At 44.0% G+C, this 14,673-nt stretch carries 15 protein-coding genes; all 15 read left to right on the forward strand.

What is annotated here, in order from left to right:
• Nucleotides 1-141 precede the first annotated feature (141 nt).
• The gene (locus RDQ32_RS08685) at nucleotides 142-600 is read left to right on the forward strand and encodes a cytidine deaminase (RefSeq protein WP_308580049.1); all 459 of its coding nucleotides are present in this window, start codon (nucleotides 142-144) and stop codon (nucleotides 598-600) included.
• A 199-nt stretch (nucleotides 601-799) separates the two neighbouring features.
• Complete coding sequence (deoD, locus tag RDQ32_RS08690) at nucleotides 800-1,501, forward strand: purine-nucleoside phosphorylase (RefSeq protein ID WP_308580051.1); 702 nt, start codon at nucleotides 800-802, stop codon at nucleotides 1,499-1,501.
• A gap of 108 nt (nucleotides 1,502-1,609) precedes the next feature.
• On the forward strand, nucleotides 1,610-2,389 hold the full coding sequence (udp, locus tag RDQ32_RS08695) for a uridine phosphorylase (protein ID WP_308580053.1): 780 nt from the start codon (nucleotides 1,610-1,612) through the stop codon (nucleotides 2,387-2,389).
• A gap of 5 nt (nucleotides 2,390-2,394) precedes the next feature.
• Nucleotides 2,395-3,585 (forward strand): phosphopentomutase, encoded by a 1,191-nt coding sequence (locus RDQ32_RS08700; protein WP_308580055.1) that lies wholly within the window; start codon nucleotides 2,395-2,397, stop codon nucleotides 3,583-3,585.
• A gap of 6 nt (nucleotides 3,586-3,591) precedes the next feature.
• Nucleotides 3,592-4,116: a nucleoside deaminase gene (locus RDQ32_RS08705; protein WP_308580056.1), complete on the forward strand. Its 525-nt coding sequence runs from the start codon at nucleotides 3,592-3,594 to the stop codon at nucleotides 4,114-4,116.
• A 108-nt stretch (nucleotides 4,117-4,224) separates the two neighbouring features.
• Nucleotides 4,225-4,935, forward strand: a complete 711-nt coding sequence (locus RDQ32_RS08710) for a thiamine diphosphokinase (protein ID WP_308580057.1) — start codon at nucleotides 4,225-4,227, stop codon at nucleotides 4,933-4,935.
• A gap of 439 nt (nucleotides 4,936-5,374) precedes the next feature.
• A complete protein-coding gene (locus RDQ32_RS08715; protein WP_308580059.1) occupies nucleotides 5,375-6,589 on the forward strand; it encodes an AI-2E family transporter in 1,215 nt (404 codons plus the stop codon).
• A 493-nt stretch (nucleotides 6,590-7,082) separates the two neighbouring features.
• A complete protein-coding gene (locus RDQ32_RS08720; RefSeq protein ID WP_040648399.1) occupies nucleotides 7,083-7,631 on the forward strand; it encodes an SEC-C metal-binding domain-containing protein in 549 nt (182 codons plus the stop codon).
• The gene (hslO, locus tag RDQ32_RS08725; protein ID WP_007156461.1) at nucleotides 7,624-8,499 is read left to right on the forward strand and encodes an Hsp33 family molecular chaperone HslO; all 876 of its coding nucleotides are present in this window, start codon (nucleotides 7,624-7,626) and stop codon (nucleotides 8,497-8,499) included. The genes RDQ32_RS08720 and hslO overlap by 8 nt, the downstream gene beginning before the upstream one ends.
• Nucleotides 8,500-8,676: 177 nt before the next feature.
• On the forward strand, nucleotides 8,677-8,874 hold the full coding sequence (locus tag RDQ32_RS08730) for a cold-shock protein (RefSeq protein WP_007156460.1): 198 nt from the start codon (nucleotides 8,677-8,679) through the stop codon (nucleotides 8,872-8,874).
• A 224-nt stretch (nucleotides 8,875-9,098) separates the two neighbouring features.
• The gene (locus RDQ32_RS08735; RefSeq protein ID WP_308580062.1) at nucleotides 9,099-9,677 is read left to right on the forward strand and encodes a Gx transporter family protein; all 579 of its coding nucleotides are present in this window, start codon (nucleotides 9,099-9,101) and stop codon (nucleotides 9,675-9,677) included.
• A gap of 258 nt (nucleotides 9,678-9,935) precedes the next feature.
• The gene (locus RDQ32_RS08740) at nucleotides 9,936-10,766 is read left to right on the forward strand and encodes a basic amino acid ABC transporter substrate-binding protein (RefSeq protein ID WP_308580063.1); all 831 of its coding nucleotides are present in this window, start codon (nucleotides 9,936-9,938) and stop codon (nucleotides 10,764-10,766) included.
• 72 nt (nucleotides 10,767-10,838) lie between these two features.
• Complete coding sequence (locus RDQ32_RS08745; protein WP_308580064.1) at nucleotides 10,839-11,528, forward strand: amino acid ABC transporter permease; 690 nt, start codon at nucleotides 10,839-10,841, stop codon at nucleotides 11,526-11,528.
• Nucleotides 11,529-11,530: 2 nt separating this feature from the next.
• Entirely contained in the window at nucleotides 11,531-12,262 is a 732-nt protein-coding gene (locus RDQ32_RS08750; RefSeq protein WP_304071102.1) for an amino acid ABC transporter ATP-binding protein, read from the forward strand.
• Nucleotides 12,263-12,418: 156 nt separating this feature from the next.
• Nucleotides 12,419-14,673 (forward strand): excinuclease ABC subunit UvrA (gene uvrA, locus RDQ32_RS08755; protein WP_308580066.1); only part of this gene is annotated, 2,255 nt, incomplete at its 3' end.

Raw genomic sequence — 14,673 nt, forward strand, 5'->3', positions numbered from 1 at the left:
GCTGAAAACAAGGTTTTCGTGAGGATTGTGATAGAGGAAGTATCCTTTATCACTTTTTTTGTATCCGGAAAGACTGGTCTTTTTTGAAGAAAAGCCTTATGCTATAGAAAATCTATAGACGAAGGAAAGGAAGAGAATCGTTTGAGAACAGAGGATACAAGTACAAAGGACAGTGTAAGTGAAAATAATGCTAAGGCTTTGATTCGGAAGGCGCTTCAGGCCAGAAGAAAAGCCTATAGTCCCTACTCTCATTTTCAGGTGGGCGTAGCGTTGGAAACGGATTCAGGAGAAGTATTTTTAGGCTGTAATGTGGAGAATGCCTCCTATGGAGCCAGCAACTGCGGAGAAAGAACCGCCGTGTTTAAGGCGGTCAGTGAGGGCTATAAGCATTTTCGGAGAATCGCCATAGTAGGAGGCATGAAGGATAGTGAAGAGCTTTCCTACTGTATGCCCTGCGGTATATGTCGTCAGGTGATGGCGGAGTTTGTGGATTTACAAAGTTTTCAGGTCATTTTGGCAAAAAATGAAGAGGAGTATCAGATTTATACTCTAGCAGAGCTTCTTCCCCATGCCTTTTTGCCGGAGGCTCTGGAGGACTAAGCAGTTGTTTTAGGGACAGTCCTTTATTTTGGAGATAGTTTTTGCAGTTACAAGATCGAAAAGTTTATAAAGATTGAAAAAAGTATTATGGGAAGCGGTAAATATTGCTTCTATCAAAGATACTTCTATCAAAGATACTTCTATCAAAGATACTTCTATCAAAGATAATATGATTTAGTCGACAATCAAGGAGAATAGTATGGGAACAGCACATAATGAAGCAGAGTTGGGGCAGATTGCCAAGACCGTTTTAATGCCGGGGGATCCCCTTCGGGCCAAGTTTATTGCAGAGAACTTTTTGACGGATGTAAAGTGTTTTAATACGGTGAGAAATATGTTGGGCTTTACCGGAAAATACAACGGAAAGGAAGTTTCCGTGATGGGGGCGGGAATGGGGATGCCCTCCATCGGCATCTATTCCTATGAGCTTTTTAACCACTACGATGTGGATGCCATTATTCGTATCGGTTCCGCAGGGGCTTTACGCGAGGATATTGAGCTGAAGGATGTGGTTATGGCTATGGGTGCCTGCACGGATTCTCGCTACAGCTATCAGTATGAACTACCGGGTGACTTTGCTCCTATCGCAGACTACTCCTTACTGGAGAAAGCGGTGGGAACAGCCAGAGAATTAAAGATTCCTGTTAAGGTAGGAAATGTGGTTTCCTCCGATGTTTTCTATAATGGCTATACCAAGGCCAACGAAAAGTGGGCAAGCATGGGTGCCCTTTGCGTGGAAATGGAGGCTGCAGCCCTCTATATGAATGCGGCAAAGGCCGGCAAGAAAGCTTTGGCGATTCTTTCCATTTCCGACCATATCTTAAAGGGAACAGAGCTTTCTCCGGAAGAGAGAAAGGTGGGCTTTAAGGATATGATGGAGATTGCATTACGTTTGGCATAAGGATTTTGTGCTCTATTTGGCATAAAGATTTTGCGTTAAGCTTGGCATAAGTATTTGCATAACATTTAGCACAAGGCATTTGCATTGGCTTTAGCATAAGGAGTTTCCATGATTAATTATTCAGAAGATGAACGCTGTTATCATATCGGAGTAAAAAAGGGAGATTTGGGGAAATATGTTCTCCTTCCCGGAGATCCGAAGCGCTGTGAAAAGATTGCGAAATATTTTGACAATCCGGAATTGGTGGCAGACAGAAGAGAGTATGTGACTTATACCGGTACTCTTTTGGGGGAAAAGGTCAGTGTCTGTTCCACCGGTATAGGCGGACCCTCCGCTTCTATTGCCCTGGAAGAGCTTAGTACCTGCGGAGGAGAGGTTTTTATCCGTGTAGGCACAGCGGGAGGGATGGACCTTTCTGTAGAAGCGGGAGATTTGGTGATTGCCCAATCTGCAATCCGTATGGAGGGAACCTCCAAGGAATATGCCCCTATCGAGTGGCCAGCCACAGCAGACTTCGAGCTGACTAAGGTGCTGGAAGAGGCAGGAAAAAAGCTTTCCGCAAAAACCCATGTGGGGGTAGTGCAGTGTAAGGATGCTTTTTATGGACAGCATAAGCCGGAGGACTTACCGGTCTCCAAGGAATTGCTGGAGAAGTGGGATGCCTGGTGCAAATTAGGTTGTAAGGCTTCCGAAATGGAAAGTGCGGCGCTTTTTACCGTGGGAGCCTATCTGAAAAAGCAGGTAGGCACCATTTTATTTGTAGTCTCCAACCAGGAGAGAGTGAAAGCCGGGCTTTCCAACGAAATTTTACACGATACGGATTTGGCGATTCAGACCGCCATTGAGGCCGTAAAGCTCCTGATTCAAAGGGAGAAAGAGAGAAAGTAGGAAAGATGAAATTTAAAAGAATATTTTTGATTGTTTTAGATTCTTTAGGCATTGGAAATGGCAAGGATGCAGCAAAGTTTGGAGACGAAGGTACGGATACCTTCCTTCATATTACAGAAAAGATGCCCTCATTTTCCATCCCTAATTTGGAAAAGCTGGGCATGGGAAATTTAAAGCGCTTAAAAGGGGTTTCTCCGGTAGAAAAGCCTATGGCCAAGTACTATGCCTTAAATGAAGCCAGTAACGGTAAGGACACCATGACCGGACACTGGGAAATGATGGGGATAAAGACGGAAAAGCCCTTTATTACCTTTACCGACACCGGCTTTCCTCCTGCATTAATTCAGGAATTGGAAGAGAAGACCGGAAGAAAGGTGATCGGAAACAAGGCAGCCTCCGGTACGGAAATCATTGAGGAGCTGGGAGAGGAGCAATTAAGGACCGGAAGTATGATTGTCTATACTTCTGCGGACTCCGTATTGCAGATTGCCGCCCCTGAAGATCCCAAGTATTTTGGGCTGGAGGAACTGTATAAGGATTGTGAAATCGCCAGAGAAATCACCATGAAGGACGAATGGAGGGTTGGAAGGGTGATTGCCAGACCCTATGTAGGGGAGAAAAGGGGAGAGTTTAAAAGAACCTCCAACCGTCATGACCTGGCCCTAAAACCACCTACAAAAACCGTTTTAAATTATCTGGAAGAAGCAGGACTTTCCGTAATTTCCATTGGAAAAATCAACGACATTTTCGTGGGAGAGGGAATCAATAAGGCGATTCACTCCCGTTCCTCTGTGGAAGGAATGGAACAGTGTATTGCCCTGGCAAAGGATGAGGATTTTCAAGGACTTTGCTTTGTGAACTTGGTGGACTTTGATGCTCTTTACGGCCATAGAAGAGATCCTGTGGGCTATGGGGAAGAAATTCAGCGCTTTGATGAGAAGCTGGGAGAATTGCTTTCTGTTTTGGGAGAAGATGACCTCCTGATGCTGACTGCAGACCACGGAAATGATCCCACATTTTCCGGAACGGATCATACCAGAGAACAGGTTCCTCTTTTGGTTTATCATAAGGGAATTGCAGGGGGACAAGGAGAAGAACAGGATAGCTTCGGCGTTATCGGTGCCAGTGTTGCGGAAAACTTCTCCGTGGCATTACCTTCAGAGTTAATCGGAAAGTCCCTTTATAAGGAGTTTTAGAAAGAAATGAAAACAGAGAAAGACTATATGAAGATGGCTCTTTCCCTGGCGAAAAAAGCAGCGTCCCGGGGGGATGTACCCATCGGGGCGCTGATTGTTTATGACGGGACAAAGCCGGATTCTCCCATGGGAAGACTTTGCCAAGAAAAGGGGATTCTTCCGGGAACGATATTGGGCAGAGGCTATAACCGGAGAAATCAAAAAAACAATGCCCTCTATCATGGAGAAATTTTAGCCATTGAGAAGGCCTGTAAGAAAATAGGAGACTGGCGCTTGGAGGATTGCACCCTCTATGTGAATTTGGAGCCTTGTCCCATGTGTGCGGGAGCTATTTTACAGGCTAGAATTCCCCGTCTGGTCTTTTCTCTTCGGAATCCTAAAGCCGGCTTCTGCGGTTCTCTATTAAATGTTTTACAAATGAAGGAACTAAACCATAGAGTGGCGATTCGGGAAAATGTGCTGGAGGGGGAGGCGAGAGAACTGCTTTCCCATTTTTTTAGCTCTATGAGAGTGAAGAAAAAAGAAAGCTGATTAAGAAAGAATCGGGAATGCATTTCCGGGGAAAGATAGTGCTTTATACAAATGCTTAGGAAAGAAAAATGCACAAAAGGGAATTTGTGCAATGAGACAGGAGAAAGTATGGAAAGAAGAGGAATATTAATCTGTGCCGGATACTTTTATGGCATTCCTTTTTCTTTAAAGAAGGAGGATCTGATTATTGCAGTGGATGGAGGTTTCCGATACTGTCAAGAGGAAGGTATTACCCCTTCTTTGATTTTGGGAGATTTGGATTCTTTGGCTGCAAGCTTTTCGGAAAATCCTGCTCCTCTATCCTATAATATTTTTTCGGAAAATCCGAAGGAGAGGGCGGAATTTCTTTCAGAGTCATCTTTCCAGGGGATTCCCTTAAAGCAACTTCCCGTGGTGAAAAATGATACGGATCTTTTAGCGGCCATTAAGCTTTGCCTGGAAGAGGGAATCCGGGAAATCCATATCTTTGGAGCTTTAGAGGGTAGGCGCTTCGATCATAGCCTTGCCGCATTACAAAGTCTGGCCTTTCTTACCGAACAAAGGGCTAAAGGATATTTATATGGAAAAGAAGAGCTCATTACGGCACTTCAGGATGGAAGTCTGCATTTTCCGAAAGGAATGCAGGGGACTTGCTCCGTATTTTCCTATTCCGAAGAGGCTAGGGGAGTAGAAGAAAAAGGACTTCTATATCAGATTGATAAAGGCTGTTTAAAGAATAGCTTTCCTATAGGGGTGAGTAATGCCTTTACAGGAGAAGAGGCGGAGATTTCCGTGGAAAAGGGAATGCTTTTTGTAAGCTATGGAATAGAAAATCTGTAAGTTATGGAATAGAAATTCTTACTTGCAAGCCCAGGTACCCTTTGCTATAATTTTTTTACAGACTTGGCTGGGGCGTTCGAGTCCACACAATTTGAACCTACAAATATGACATACGGGATTCCGATATTTGCGATTAGGATAGCAAGCCTTCCGTCCTGCGGTTAAGGATCCTTGAGAAATCCGTGAGGTAACCCACCTGGCTTTATGCTAGGAGTCAAACGTGTGGTACGGCGCTTTGGTGAGTCTGATTTTTTGTATTTAGGCTAAGGTAGAGAGTACTTAGCTTTTATTGCTTATACTAAGCCTGGGGCTTAGCTTTTATAGTATATTAAGCCGGAGTACCCGGCTTTTATATGTAGTAATAAGCGGGAGTGCAGGGAAAAGAGATAGATGTATAGAACGGTGAATACAGAATCGTTCTTCTTAGGAGAATGGAGCCATGAAAAGGGAAAATTGGACAGAACAAATCAAGTGGGGAATTACTGCCTTTTTGGTATTGGCGGCAACTTCCCTACTTTTTATTATAGTGAGTCATTTAGAGACTATTAACAAAAATTTCAGTCTCTTTATTCAGATTTTAATGCCAATCATTTATGGGGCTGTTCTGGCTTATTTGATGAGTCCTGTTTATGATTTTGTAGTGAAATATACTGAACTTTTTTTGAACAAGATTTTTCGTAAGAAGAGTAAAAAACAAAGTACGCTAAGCAGTTTTTTGGCAACAATTTGTAGCTTATTATTCTTAGTATTGATTGGAGGAAGTTTGGTATCTCTTCTGATTCCGGAGTTGACCAGATCTGTCTTTAATCTCTATCTTACTTTACCGGATGCCCTTAACCGCTCTTATGAAAGAATTCAGACTTTATTAACCAACTATCCGGAGGCAAGAGAATATGTAGAGGACTGGTATAATGAAATCAGTGCTTTCTTTAGCAATAAACCGGAAAGTGCGCAAACGATTTTAGGACATTTACAAAATATTGCCGCCTTTTTCCGGGACGGTATTTGGAATACCTTTACGGTGGTTAAGAATATCTTAATCGGTTTGATTGTGATGGTTTACCTTTTAAACCTGAAAAAGACCTTGAAGCTACAATTCAGAAAGCTCCTTTTTGCTATCTTTTCCAAGGAAAAAGCGAAAGGAATTATTGAAGAACTGCAGTATGTTCACAAGATGTTCGGCGGTTTTATTTTGGGGAAAATTATTGACAGTGTGATTATTGGAATTCTAACCTTCTTTGTTTTAAGTATTATGAAGATGCCTTACACCCTGTTGGTTTCCGTAATCATTGGCGTGACCAATGTGGTACCTTTCTTCGGTCCCTTTGTGGGGGCCATTCCCTGTATTATCTTGATTATGTTAAGCAGTCCGTTGCAGGCTCTGTACTTTGCTATTGCTATTTTAGCTATCCAGCAGCTGGACGGAAATGTAATCGGACCGAAGATTTTGGGAGACTCCACCGGACTTTCCAGCTTCTGGGTACTGTTCTCCATCATTCTATTCGGCGGTCTTTTCGGCTTTGTGGGGATGATTATCGCTGTTCCGTTATGGGCTGTTATCCTAAACGGTATCCGCCGTTATGCCAATAAACGCTTGGAAAAGAAACAAATCCCGAATCAAGCGGAGCACTTTGAGGATTTAGGGAAAATTTAGACAGCTAAGAAGGGGATAAAATGTTTTCCATCGTTTTTCTGCATAGAGTACTGAACAGGGGCACGCTCCCGCTAACTTCGCCCTTGCGAAGGGAAGAGGCTGTAACTTTTGAAGAAGCACGCTCCGATGCAGTATAGGTAGGAAATCGGGCACGCTCCCGCTAACCTCGCCTTCGCAGCGGGACTAAACTTCAAGCTTCACTTTGTTCGCTTTCAGTAAGTACCGGCGGGCTCGGATTGCCCTCTTTCCTACCTATACTGCATCTGTCGCTTCAACTATTTAATTTCTGTCTACAGTCCTTCACTTCGCTGACTTTCTGTAAGTACCGGCGGGCTCGGATTGCCCTCAGTAACTTTGCCCGATTTCCTCCGGTTGTAAATGATGGAATTTTTGGTATAATCATTAGGTTATTGGGATTGCATCCTCGGATGGACCTAAAGTTTGCAAACATACTCGCTATGAGTCAAAATTAAATGGAGAAATGGAGATAGTTATGGCAACTTTGTTAGAAAATTGGAGAAATACCGCCTACGGAAACGGCATGAATAAGCAGGAGCAGGAAGCTCTTTGGCAGAAGTATTTTGCTTTGGAGAAGGGATTTTACGAGGAAATCCTGAAGGATCCGAAGAAGGTTTATGAGGGAAGCGTAAAGGAATTGGCAGAGAAGTTCTCCATCGACCCTTTCATTTTCGTAGGAATTCTGGACGGAATCGATGAGTCTTTAGCAGGCTACCATAATCCTATCGATACTATGGAAGAGGATACTGTTGTTAAGATTCAGATTGATCCGGAAAAGTTGTACTACAACATGGTGGAGGCCAAGGCTTCCTGGCTCTATGAGCTTCCGGCTTGGGATTCCATTTTGACAGAAGAAAAGAGAAAAGAGCTCTATAAGGAGCAGAAGAAGTCCGGAACGGTAAAGAGAGAGAGCAAGAAGATTTATCCTAATGATGCTTGTCCCTGCGGCTCCGGAAAGAAATATAAAAAGTGTTGCATGAGAAAAGACGAAGAAAAAGAGAGAGAATTATTACAAAATGGCTAATACAGACTATTTAGTAAGAGGAACTGCGGCGGAAGGGCAGATTCGCGCCTTTGCCTGCAGCACCAGAAATACGGCAGAGGAGCAAAGACGGATTCATAATACTTCCCCCATTGCCACTGCGGCTATGGGCAGACTGATGAGTGCGGCTCTGATGATGGGGGTAGAGTTAAAGGGAGAGAAGGATCTGATTACGCTTTCTATCAAGGGAGACGGTCCTATGAAGAGTCTTGTGGCTACGGCAGACTCCCATGGCAATGTAAAGGGTGTTTGCGGCAATCCCTATGTGATTCTTCCTGCAAGAGAGGATGGTCACTTAAATGTGGGGGGAGCAGTAGGAAAGGGTTTTCTTTCCGTAATCCGGGACAATGGTTTGGGAGAGCCTTATGTGGGACAAACTGCCTTAATCAGCGGGGAAATTGCCGAGGATATCAATGCTTACTACAGTATCAGTGAGCAGATTCCTTCCTCCGTTGGGCTTGGTGTTCTGATGAATAAGGAAAATACCGTAGCTGAGTCCGGAGGCTTTATTATTCAGCTTCTTCCCTTTGCAGAGGAAAGTCTTTTGGACAAGCTGGAGGAGAAGTTATCTAAGGTGCATTCCGTTACGGATTTACTGGCAAAATATAGTCCTGAGGAATTATTGGAATATCTTTTGGGAGATTTCGGTCTGGAAATTCATGAGAAGCGGGAACTTCGCTATCACTGCAACTGCAGCAGAGAAAGGGTAGAGAAGGCTTTGATTTCTTTAGGAAAGAAAGAAATTGAATCTTTACTTTCTGACCATAAATCCCAGGAAGTACGTTGTGATTTTTGCAATAAGAAATATATATTTTTGGAGAATGATTTGGAAGAATTGCTTAATAGATAATTTTTTTCACAAGGCTTCTTTTTTCGAGTTTTCTAAAAAAGAGGGATAAAATCATTCAGAAAAAAACCAAAATGCTAGGATTCTTCTAAAAATGCGGTTGACGAAGTGCAGGGGATATGGTATTCTTCCATTGTTGTAATCAATTTCGGTTGCAATTGTTTTTTGGAGGATATAGTAATGAAAGGTACAGTAAAGTGGTTTAACAACCAGAAGGGTTATGGATTTATCTCTGATGAGACAGGAAAGGATGTATTCGTACATTATTCCGGATTGTCCGGAGACGGATTCAAGTCTTTGGAAGAAGGTCAGGCCGTTGAGTTCGAAGTAGTTGACGGAGCTAAGGGACCTCAGGCTACTAACGTAGTAAAGCTTTAATTTTTCTCTTCGGGTTTGAATCATTTTGTAATATAGACGACTTCTCGGGACAGACAGTACAGTAAGACGGCACGGGAAGAAGGACAGCATTGCAGAAGTATCAAGATGAAAGAAAAGCAAAAGCAGGACGGCGCATGCGCCGTCCTTTTTCATGCGATAAAGACAGTCTATCCGAAAAGAGAAAGCATACTTTTCATTGGGATAGAGTAGAAGTAAGGAGGATCATGGAGGATAGGGAAAAAAAGACAAGCACCCGGGAAAATGACATTTCCAAGAAGGCTCTCCTAGGGGCAAAGCGTAGAAGCAGCATTCATCTTAGCATTTATGCCATGTTTTTAGCCATTTCCATGATTTTGGGATATGTGGAGGCTCAGCTTCCTACGCCTATCCCCATTCCGGGAGTAAAACTGGGTCTGGCGAATTTAGTGAATATTTTAATGCTGTTTTCCGTAGGACCATTTCCTACAGCGGTAATCGGCTTTTTAAGAATCATTCTTTTATCGCTTTTATTTGGAAATGCTTTGACTCTTAGTTATTCCTTAAGTGGATTTTTATGCAGTTTTTTTATGATGCTTCTGTTTAAAAACTTAGTTCATTTTTCCACAGTCAGTGTCAGCTTAATTGGAGGAATCTTTCATAATATCGGTCAGGTTTTTATGGCGGCTTTTTTGCTAAGAAACACGGCCCTTTGGTATTATCTTCCTTATTTACTGATTGCAGGCTCTGTTGCAGGTGTTCTGATAGGGATTTTAGGGGGCGTATTAATGAAACGCCTCAAGCCTTTCTTTCGTCAATATTTCTAGTCGGGGAAGCGCTGTAAAGCAGTAATAGAATTTCTACTTATGCAAATAGAAAAGGAAATATGCAAAAATATTCAAAAAAGTCCTTGACATATCCTGAGTTAAAAGTATAATTATGCACGTGGCAGCTTGGCTTTATACATGTTCCTTCTTCTGAGAAGACAGGATTGTAAGGCGTATGCTTTAGCTGAGTGGAAAGGATTTTGCCCGGTCAGCTTGTTTGAAATCAGTATGATTAGGTGTATTGAAGGAGGAGAGAATATGAAAAAGTACTTATTGATTGCGGCATTGGCAGGATTGTCTTTGGTAGCTTGCGGCGGTTCCAAAGGAAGTACGGAAGGAACAGCAAAGGGTAGTGAAGCGGGAACAGAACAGGGCAGTCAGGCGAGAGGGTCGAAGGAAACGGATTCGGCTAAGGCGGAAGCAAAGGGCGGTACATTGATTATGGCTACTAACGCGGAATTTCCTCCCTATGAATACCACGAGGGAAAAGATATTGTAGGTATAGATGTGGACATTGCGGAAGCTATTGCGGAAGAGATGGGAATGAAGCTGGAAATATCCGACTTGGCTTTTGATGCCATTATCCCTGCAGTGCAGTCCGGAAAGGCAGATTTCGGTGCAGCCGGCATGACGGTTAATGAGGATCGTTTAAAGAATGTAGATTTCTCCGATCCCTATGCCACCTCTGTACAGAGTGTCATTGTGACTGAGGATTCCAGCATCAGCAACATTGATGATTTAAAGGGAAAGAAGGTGGGCGTACAACAGGGAACCACCGGAGACCTGTATTCCACAGATGATTTAGGAGAAAAAAGCGTAGAACGTTTTCCGAAGGGAGCAGATGCCGTACAGGCCTTACAGGCAGGAAAGGTAGATGCGGTTATTATTGATAAGAATCCGGCAGAGGTATTTGTTTCTCAGAATAAGGGCTTAAAGCTTTTAGATAGTGCTTATGCGGAAGAGGAGTATGCTATCTGTGTCAAGAAGGGAAACACGGAGCTGGTAGAAAAGATTAATGCGGCTTTAAAGAAACTGAAGGATAACGGTAAGCTGGAGGAAATCACAGCGAAGTATATTCAGGCAAAATAAGCAGTTGCTTTGTAATCATTTCGGGTGTCCTGCCTAAGTGGCGGGACATCTCGCTGTAGAGGGGAGTAAAATATGTCATTACAGGAACATCTGTATATGAATCTGGTGCAGGATAAACGCTATCTCTATTTCCTGGAGGGACTGAAAAATACTTTGATTATCACCTTTTTCGCTTTGGTAATAGGTGTGGCATTGGGCTTTATCATCGGTATGGTGAGAAGTACCTATGACAGAACCGGAAAAGGCAAGATAGCCAACGGGATTTGTCAGTTTTATCTGACCATTATGCGAGGTACTCCGGCGGTAATTCAGCTGATGATTTTTTACTACTGTATCTTTACTTCCCGTATTTTCTCTGGAGTGTTTGTGGGAATTATTGCATTCGGACTAAACTCTGCGGCTTATGTGGCGGAAATCATCCGTTCCGGAATTATGTCCATCCCCAAGGGACAGATGGAGGCAGGTCGTTCTCTCGGTTTTAGCTATGGTGAGACTATGCGGTATATCATTATGCCTCAGGCGGTTCGTAATGTGCTTCCGGCCATCTTCAACGAGTTCATTGTCCTGATTAAGGAAACTGCGGTGGCAGGTTATGTGGCAGTACAGGATTTAACCAAGGCGGGAGACATTGTCCGTTCCAGAACCTATGATGCCTGGACACCATTGCTTACGGTGGCTTTGATTTATCTGATCTTAACCATGTTCTTCTCCTTCCTGGAGAAAAAGATGGAAGAGGCGTTCCAAAGGAAAGAAAGGGGATAATGATGGCAGAGGTCTTGATTAAGGTAGAACATCTCCATAAGCAATTTAAAAATCAAGAGGTTTTACATGATATCTCCGTGGAAATTCATAAGGGAGACGTGATTAGTATTATCGGACCCTCCGGCTCCGGAAAGTCCACCTTTCTTCGCTGCTTAAATGCTTTGGAAAGTCCGACCAAGGGAGATATTTTCTTTGAAGGGCAAAGCGTACTGCATAGCAAGAATGTGGATGCTTTACGGCAGAAGATGGGGATGGTGTTTCAGCAGTTTAACCTCTTTCCCCACATGAGTATTTTGGACAACCTGACTCTTGGCCCCAGAAAACTCCTTAAGAAATCCAAGGAGGAGGCGGAGGAAAAGGCAATGGCTCTTTTAAAAAGAGTGGGCCTGGAAGATAAGGCACAGCAATTTCCCCTACAGCTTTCCGGCGGACAGCAGCAAAGAGTGGCCATTGTAAGGGCTCTGGCTATGGAGCCGGATGTGATGCTCTTTGACGAACCCACATCGGCCTTAGACCCGGAAATGGTGGGAGAAGTGCTTCAGGTTATGCGGGATTTGGCAGAGGAAAAGATGACCATGGTAGTGGTGACCCATGAAATGGGTTTTGCCCGGGAGGTTTCCAACCGTGTGCTTTTCTTAGAGGATGGATATTTTATTACAGAGGCGGCTCCGGAAGACTTTTTCTATCATAGTGAAAATGAGCGTGTGCAGAGCTTTTTATCCAAGGTGCTTTAATATTGGGAAGGCATTTTTTCTTACGGCGATAAGATCCTAAAAAATCCCGTCATCAGTCCCTAAGAAGAAGCCCTTGAAAAGCCCTTATAGAGGTGTTAAGCTTAGTCGGCAAACAAATGTTTGCCGGCTATTTTTAGCTAGATTGTAGAGAGAGGTTTGGGAAATACATTGGAAAAGAAGTGGATAAAAATTCGTGGTGCGAATGAGCATAATTTAAAGCATGTGGATCTGGATATCCCCAGAGATTCTTTGGTGGTTCTTACAGGATTATCCGGATCGGGAAAGTCTTCCCTGGCCTTTGATACCATTTATGCCGAAGGGCAAAGAAGATATATGGAGTCCCTGTCCTCTTATGCCAGACAATTCTTGGGACAGATGGAAAAACCGGATGTGGAGTTGATTGAAGGGCTTTCTCCGGCTATTTCCATTGACCAAAAATCCACCAACAGAAACCCCCGTTCTACCGTGGGAACGGTAACGGAAATCTATGATTATCTTAGACTTCTCTATGCCAGGGTAGGAATTCCCCATTGCCCGGAATGTGGAAGAGAAATCAAGAAGCAGACCGTGGATGAGATGGTGGACCTTCTGATGAAGCGGGAAGAGGGGACGAAGATGCAACTCTTTGCTCCCGTGGTGAGAGGAAAGAAGGGAAAGCACGAAAAGCTTTTGGAAAGCGTTCGCCGTTCCGGCTTTGTGCGGGTCAGAATTGACGGCAATATGTATGAGCTGGAAGAAGAGATTGATTTAGAGAAAAATAACCGGCATACCATTGAAGTATTGGTAGACCGTCTTGTGGTACGGAAGGGCATTGAGAAGCGTCTTACCGACTCCATAGAGCAGGTACTTTCTTTAAGCAACGGCCTTTTGCTTGTGGACTTTTTAAATGGGGAGGAGCTACGGCTTTCCACCAGCTTTTCCTGTCCTGTGGACGGCAGCAGTATAGAGGAAATCGAGCCCAGAAGCTTCTCTTTTAATAATCCTTTTGGAGCCTGTCCTGCCTGCTTTGGAATAGGCTATAAGATGGAATTTGATGCGGAGCTGATGATTCCGGATGAAACTTTGTCTTTAAATCAGGGAGCCATTTCCGTAATGGGTTGGATGAATTCTAAGGATGAAGGAAGCTTTACCCATGCCATGCTGGTGGCTTTGAGCGAAAAGTACGGCTTTTCTTTAGATACCCCATTTTGTGAGCTTCCGGAGAAGATTCGGAAGATTATTCTCCATGGTACCGGTACGGAAAGTATTACGGTACGCTATGCCTCCCAGTTTGGAAAGGGAAATGTGCACCGTGTGGTATTTGAAGGCTTGCTCAATAACGTGGAAAGACGATATAAGGAGTGCTTTTCCGAGAAAATGAAGCAGGAATACGAGCAGTTTATGCGAATTACCCCCTGTCCCAGCTGTCACGGAGCCAGACTGAAGCCCAGCTCCCTTTCCGTAACGGTGGGTGAAAAAAATATTTACGAATCTACAACCATGCCTTTAGACCAGTTCCACGATTGGATTTCTTCCGTGACCCTCACTGCCATGGAAGAAAAAATTGCGGACCAAATCATTAGGGAGATTAAGGCCAGAAGCAAGTTTATGCTGGACGTGGGACTGAATTACCTAAGCCTTGCCCGTTCTGCCGGCACCCTTTCCGGAGGAGAAGCCCAAAGAATCCGTCTGGCTACTCAGATCGGTTCAGGTCTTGTGGGGGTTGCCTATATTTTGGATGAGCCCAGTATCGGCCTTCATCAAAGGGATAACGATAAGCTGATTGCCACCTTAAAGCACCTTCGAGATTTGGGAAATTCCGTGATTGTGGTGGAGCATGACGAAGACACCATGCGAGAGGCGGATTTGATTGTAGATATCGGTCCGGGAGCAGGAGAACACGGTGGACAGGTAGTGGCTGTAGGTACTGCCAAGGAGATTATGAAAAATAAGGACTCCATCACCGGCCAGTATTTAAGCGGAAAGAAAAAGATTCCTCTGCCAAAGCAAAGAAGGAGTTTTACGAAAACCTTGGATGTTTACGGTGCCCAGGAAAATAATTTAAAAAATGTGGATGTGAAGATTCCTTTATCCGTATTCACCTGTGTCACCGGAGTGTCAGGTTCCGGAAAGTCCTCTCTCGTCAATGAAATCGTCCATAAGCATTGTGCTAAGGTATTGAACAAGGCCAAAATGATTCCCGGAAAATTCAGAAAGATGGAGGGCTTGGAAGCCTTGGATAAAGTCATTGACATTGACCAAAGCCCTATCGGAAGAACCCCCCGTTCCAACCCCGCAACCTATACCGGCGTCTTCGACCTGATTCGTGACCTCTTTGCCAGCTCCAAGGATGCCAAGGAGAGAGGCTATACCAAGGGGCGTTTCTCTTTCAATGTAAAGGGTGGACGTTGTGAGGCCTGCTCCGGAGATGG

Source organism: uncultured Oribacterium sp. (genome assembly GCF_902481605.1).
Classification (GTDB): domain Bacteria; phylum Bacillota; class Clostridia; order Lachnospirales; family Lachnospiraceae; genus Oribacterium; species Oribacterium sinus.

Excerpts from the sequence above, each read along its gene's own strand:
- RDQ32_RS08700 (WP_308580055.1), top strand. The coding sequence starts at position 2,395 with ATGAAATTTAAAAGAATATTTTTGATTGTTTTAGATTCTTTAGGCATT.
- hslO (WP_007156461.1), top strand. The coding sequence starts at position 7,624 with ATGGCTAATACAGACTATTTAGTAAGAGGAACTGCGGCGGAAGGGCAG.
- RDQ32_RS08710 (WP_308580057.1), top strand. The coding sequence starts at position 4,225 with ATGGAAAGAAGAGGAATATTAATCTGTGCCGGATACTTTTATGGCATT.
- RDQ32_RS08745 (WP_308580064.1), top strand. The coding sequence starts at position 10,839 with ATGTCATTACAGGAACATCTGTATATGAATCTGGTGCAGGATAAACGC.
- RDQ32_RS08715 (WP_308580059.1), top strand. The coding sequence starts at position 5,375 with ATGAAAAGGGAAAATTGGACAGAACAAATCAAGTGGGGAATTACTGCC.
- udp (WP_308580053.1), top strand. The coding sequence starts at position 1,610 with ATGATTAATTATTCAGAAGATGAACGCTGTTATCATATCGGAGTAAAA.
- RDQ32_RS08705 (WP_308580056.1), top strand. The coding sequence starts at position 3,592 with ATGAAAACAGAGAAAGACTATATGAAGATGGCTCTTTCCCTGGCGAAA.
- RDQ32_RS08735 (WP_308580062.1), top strand. The coding sequence starts at position 9,099 with ATGGAGGATAGGGAAAAAAAGACAAGCACCCGGGAAAATGACATTTCC.
- RDQ32_RS08720 (WP_040648399.1), top strand. The coding sequence starts at position 7,083 with ATGGCAACTTTGTTAGAAAATTGGAGAAATACCGCCTACGGAAACGGC.
- RDQ32_RS08750 (WP_304071102.1), top strand. The coding sequence starts at position 11,531 with ATGGCAGAGGTCTTGATTAAGGTAGAACATCTCCATAAGCAATTTAAA.
- RDQ32_RS08740 (WP_308580063.1), top strand. The coding sequence starts at position 9,936 with ATGAAAAAGTACTTATTGATTGCGGCATTGGCAGGATTGTCTTTGGTA.
- RDQ32_RS08730 (WP_007156460.1), top strand. The coding sequence starts at position 8,677 with ATGAAAGGTACAGTAAAGTGGTTTAACAACCAGAAGGGTTATGGATTT.
- deoD (WP_308580051.1), top strand. The coding sequence starts at position 800 with ATGGGAACAGCACATAATGAAGCAGAGTTGGGGCAGATTGCCAAGACC.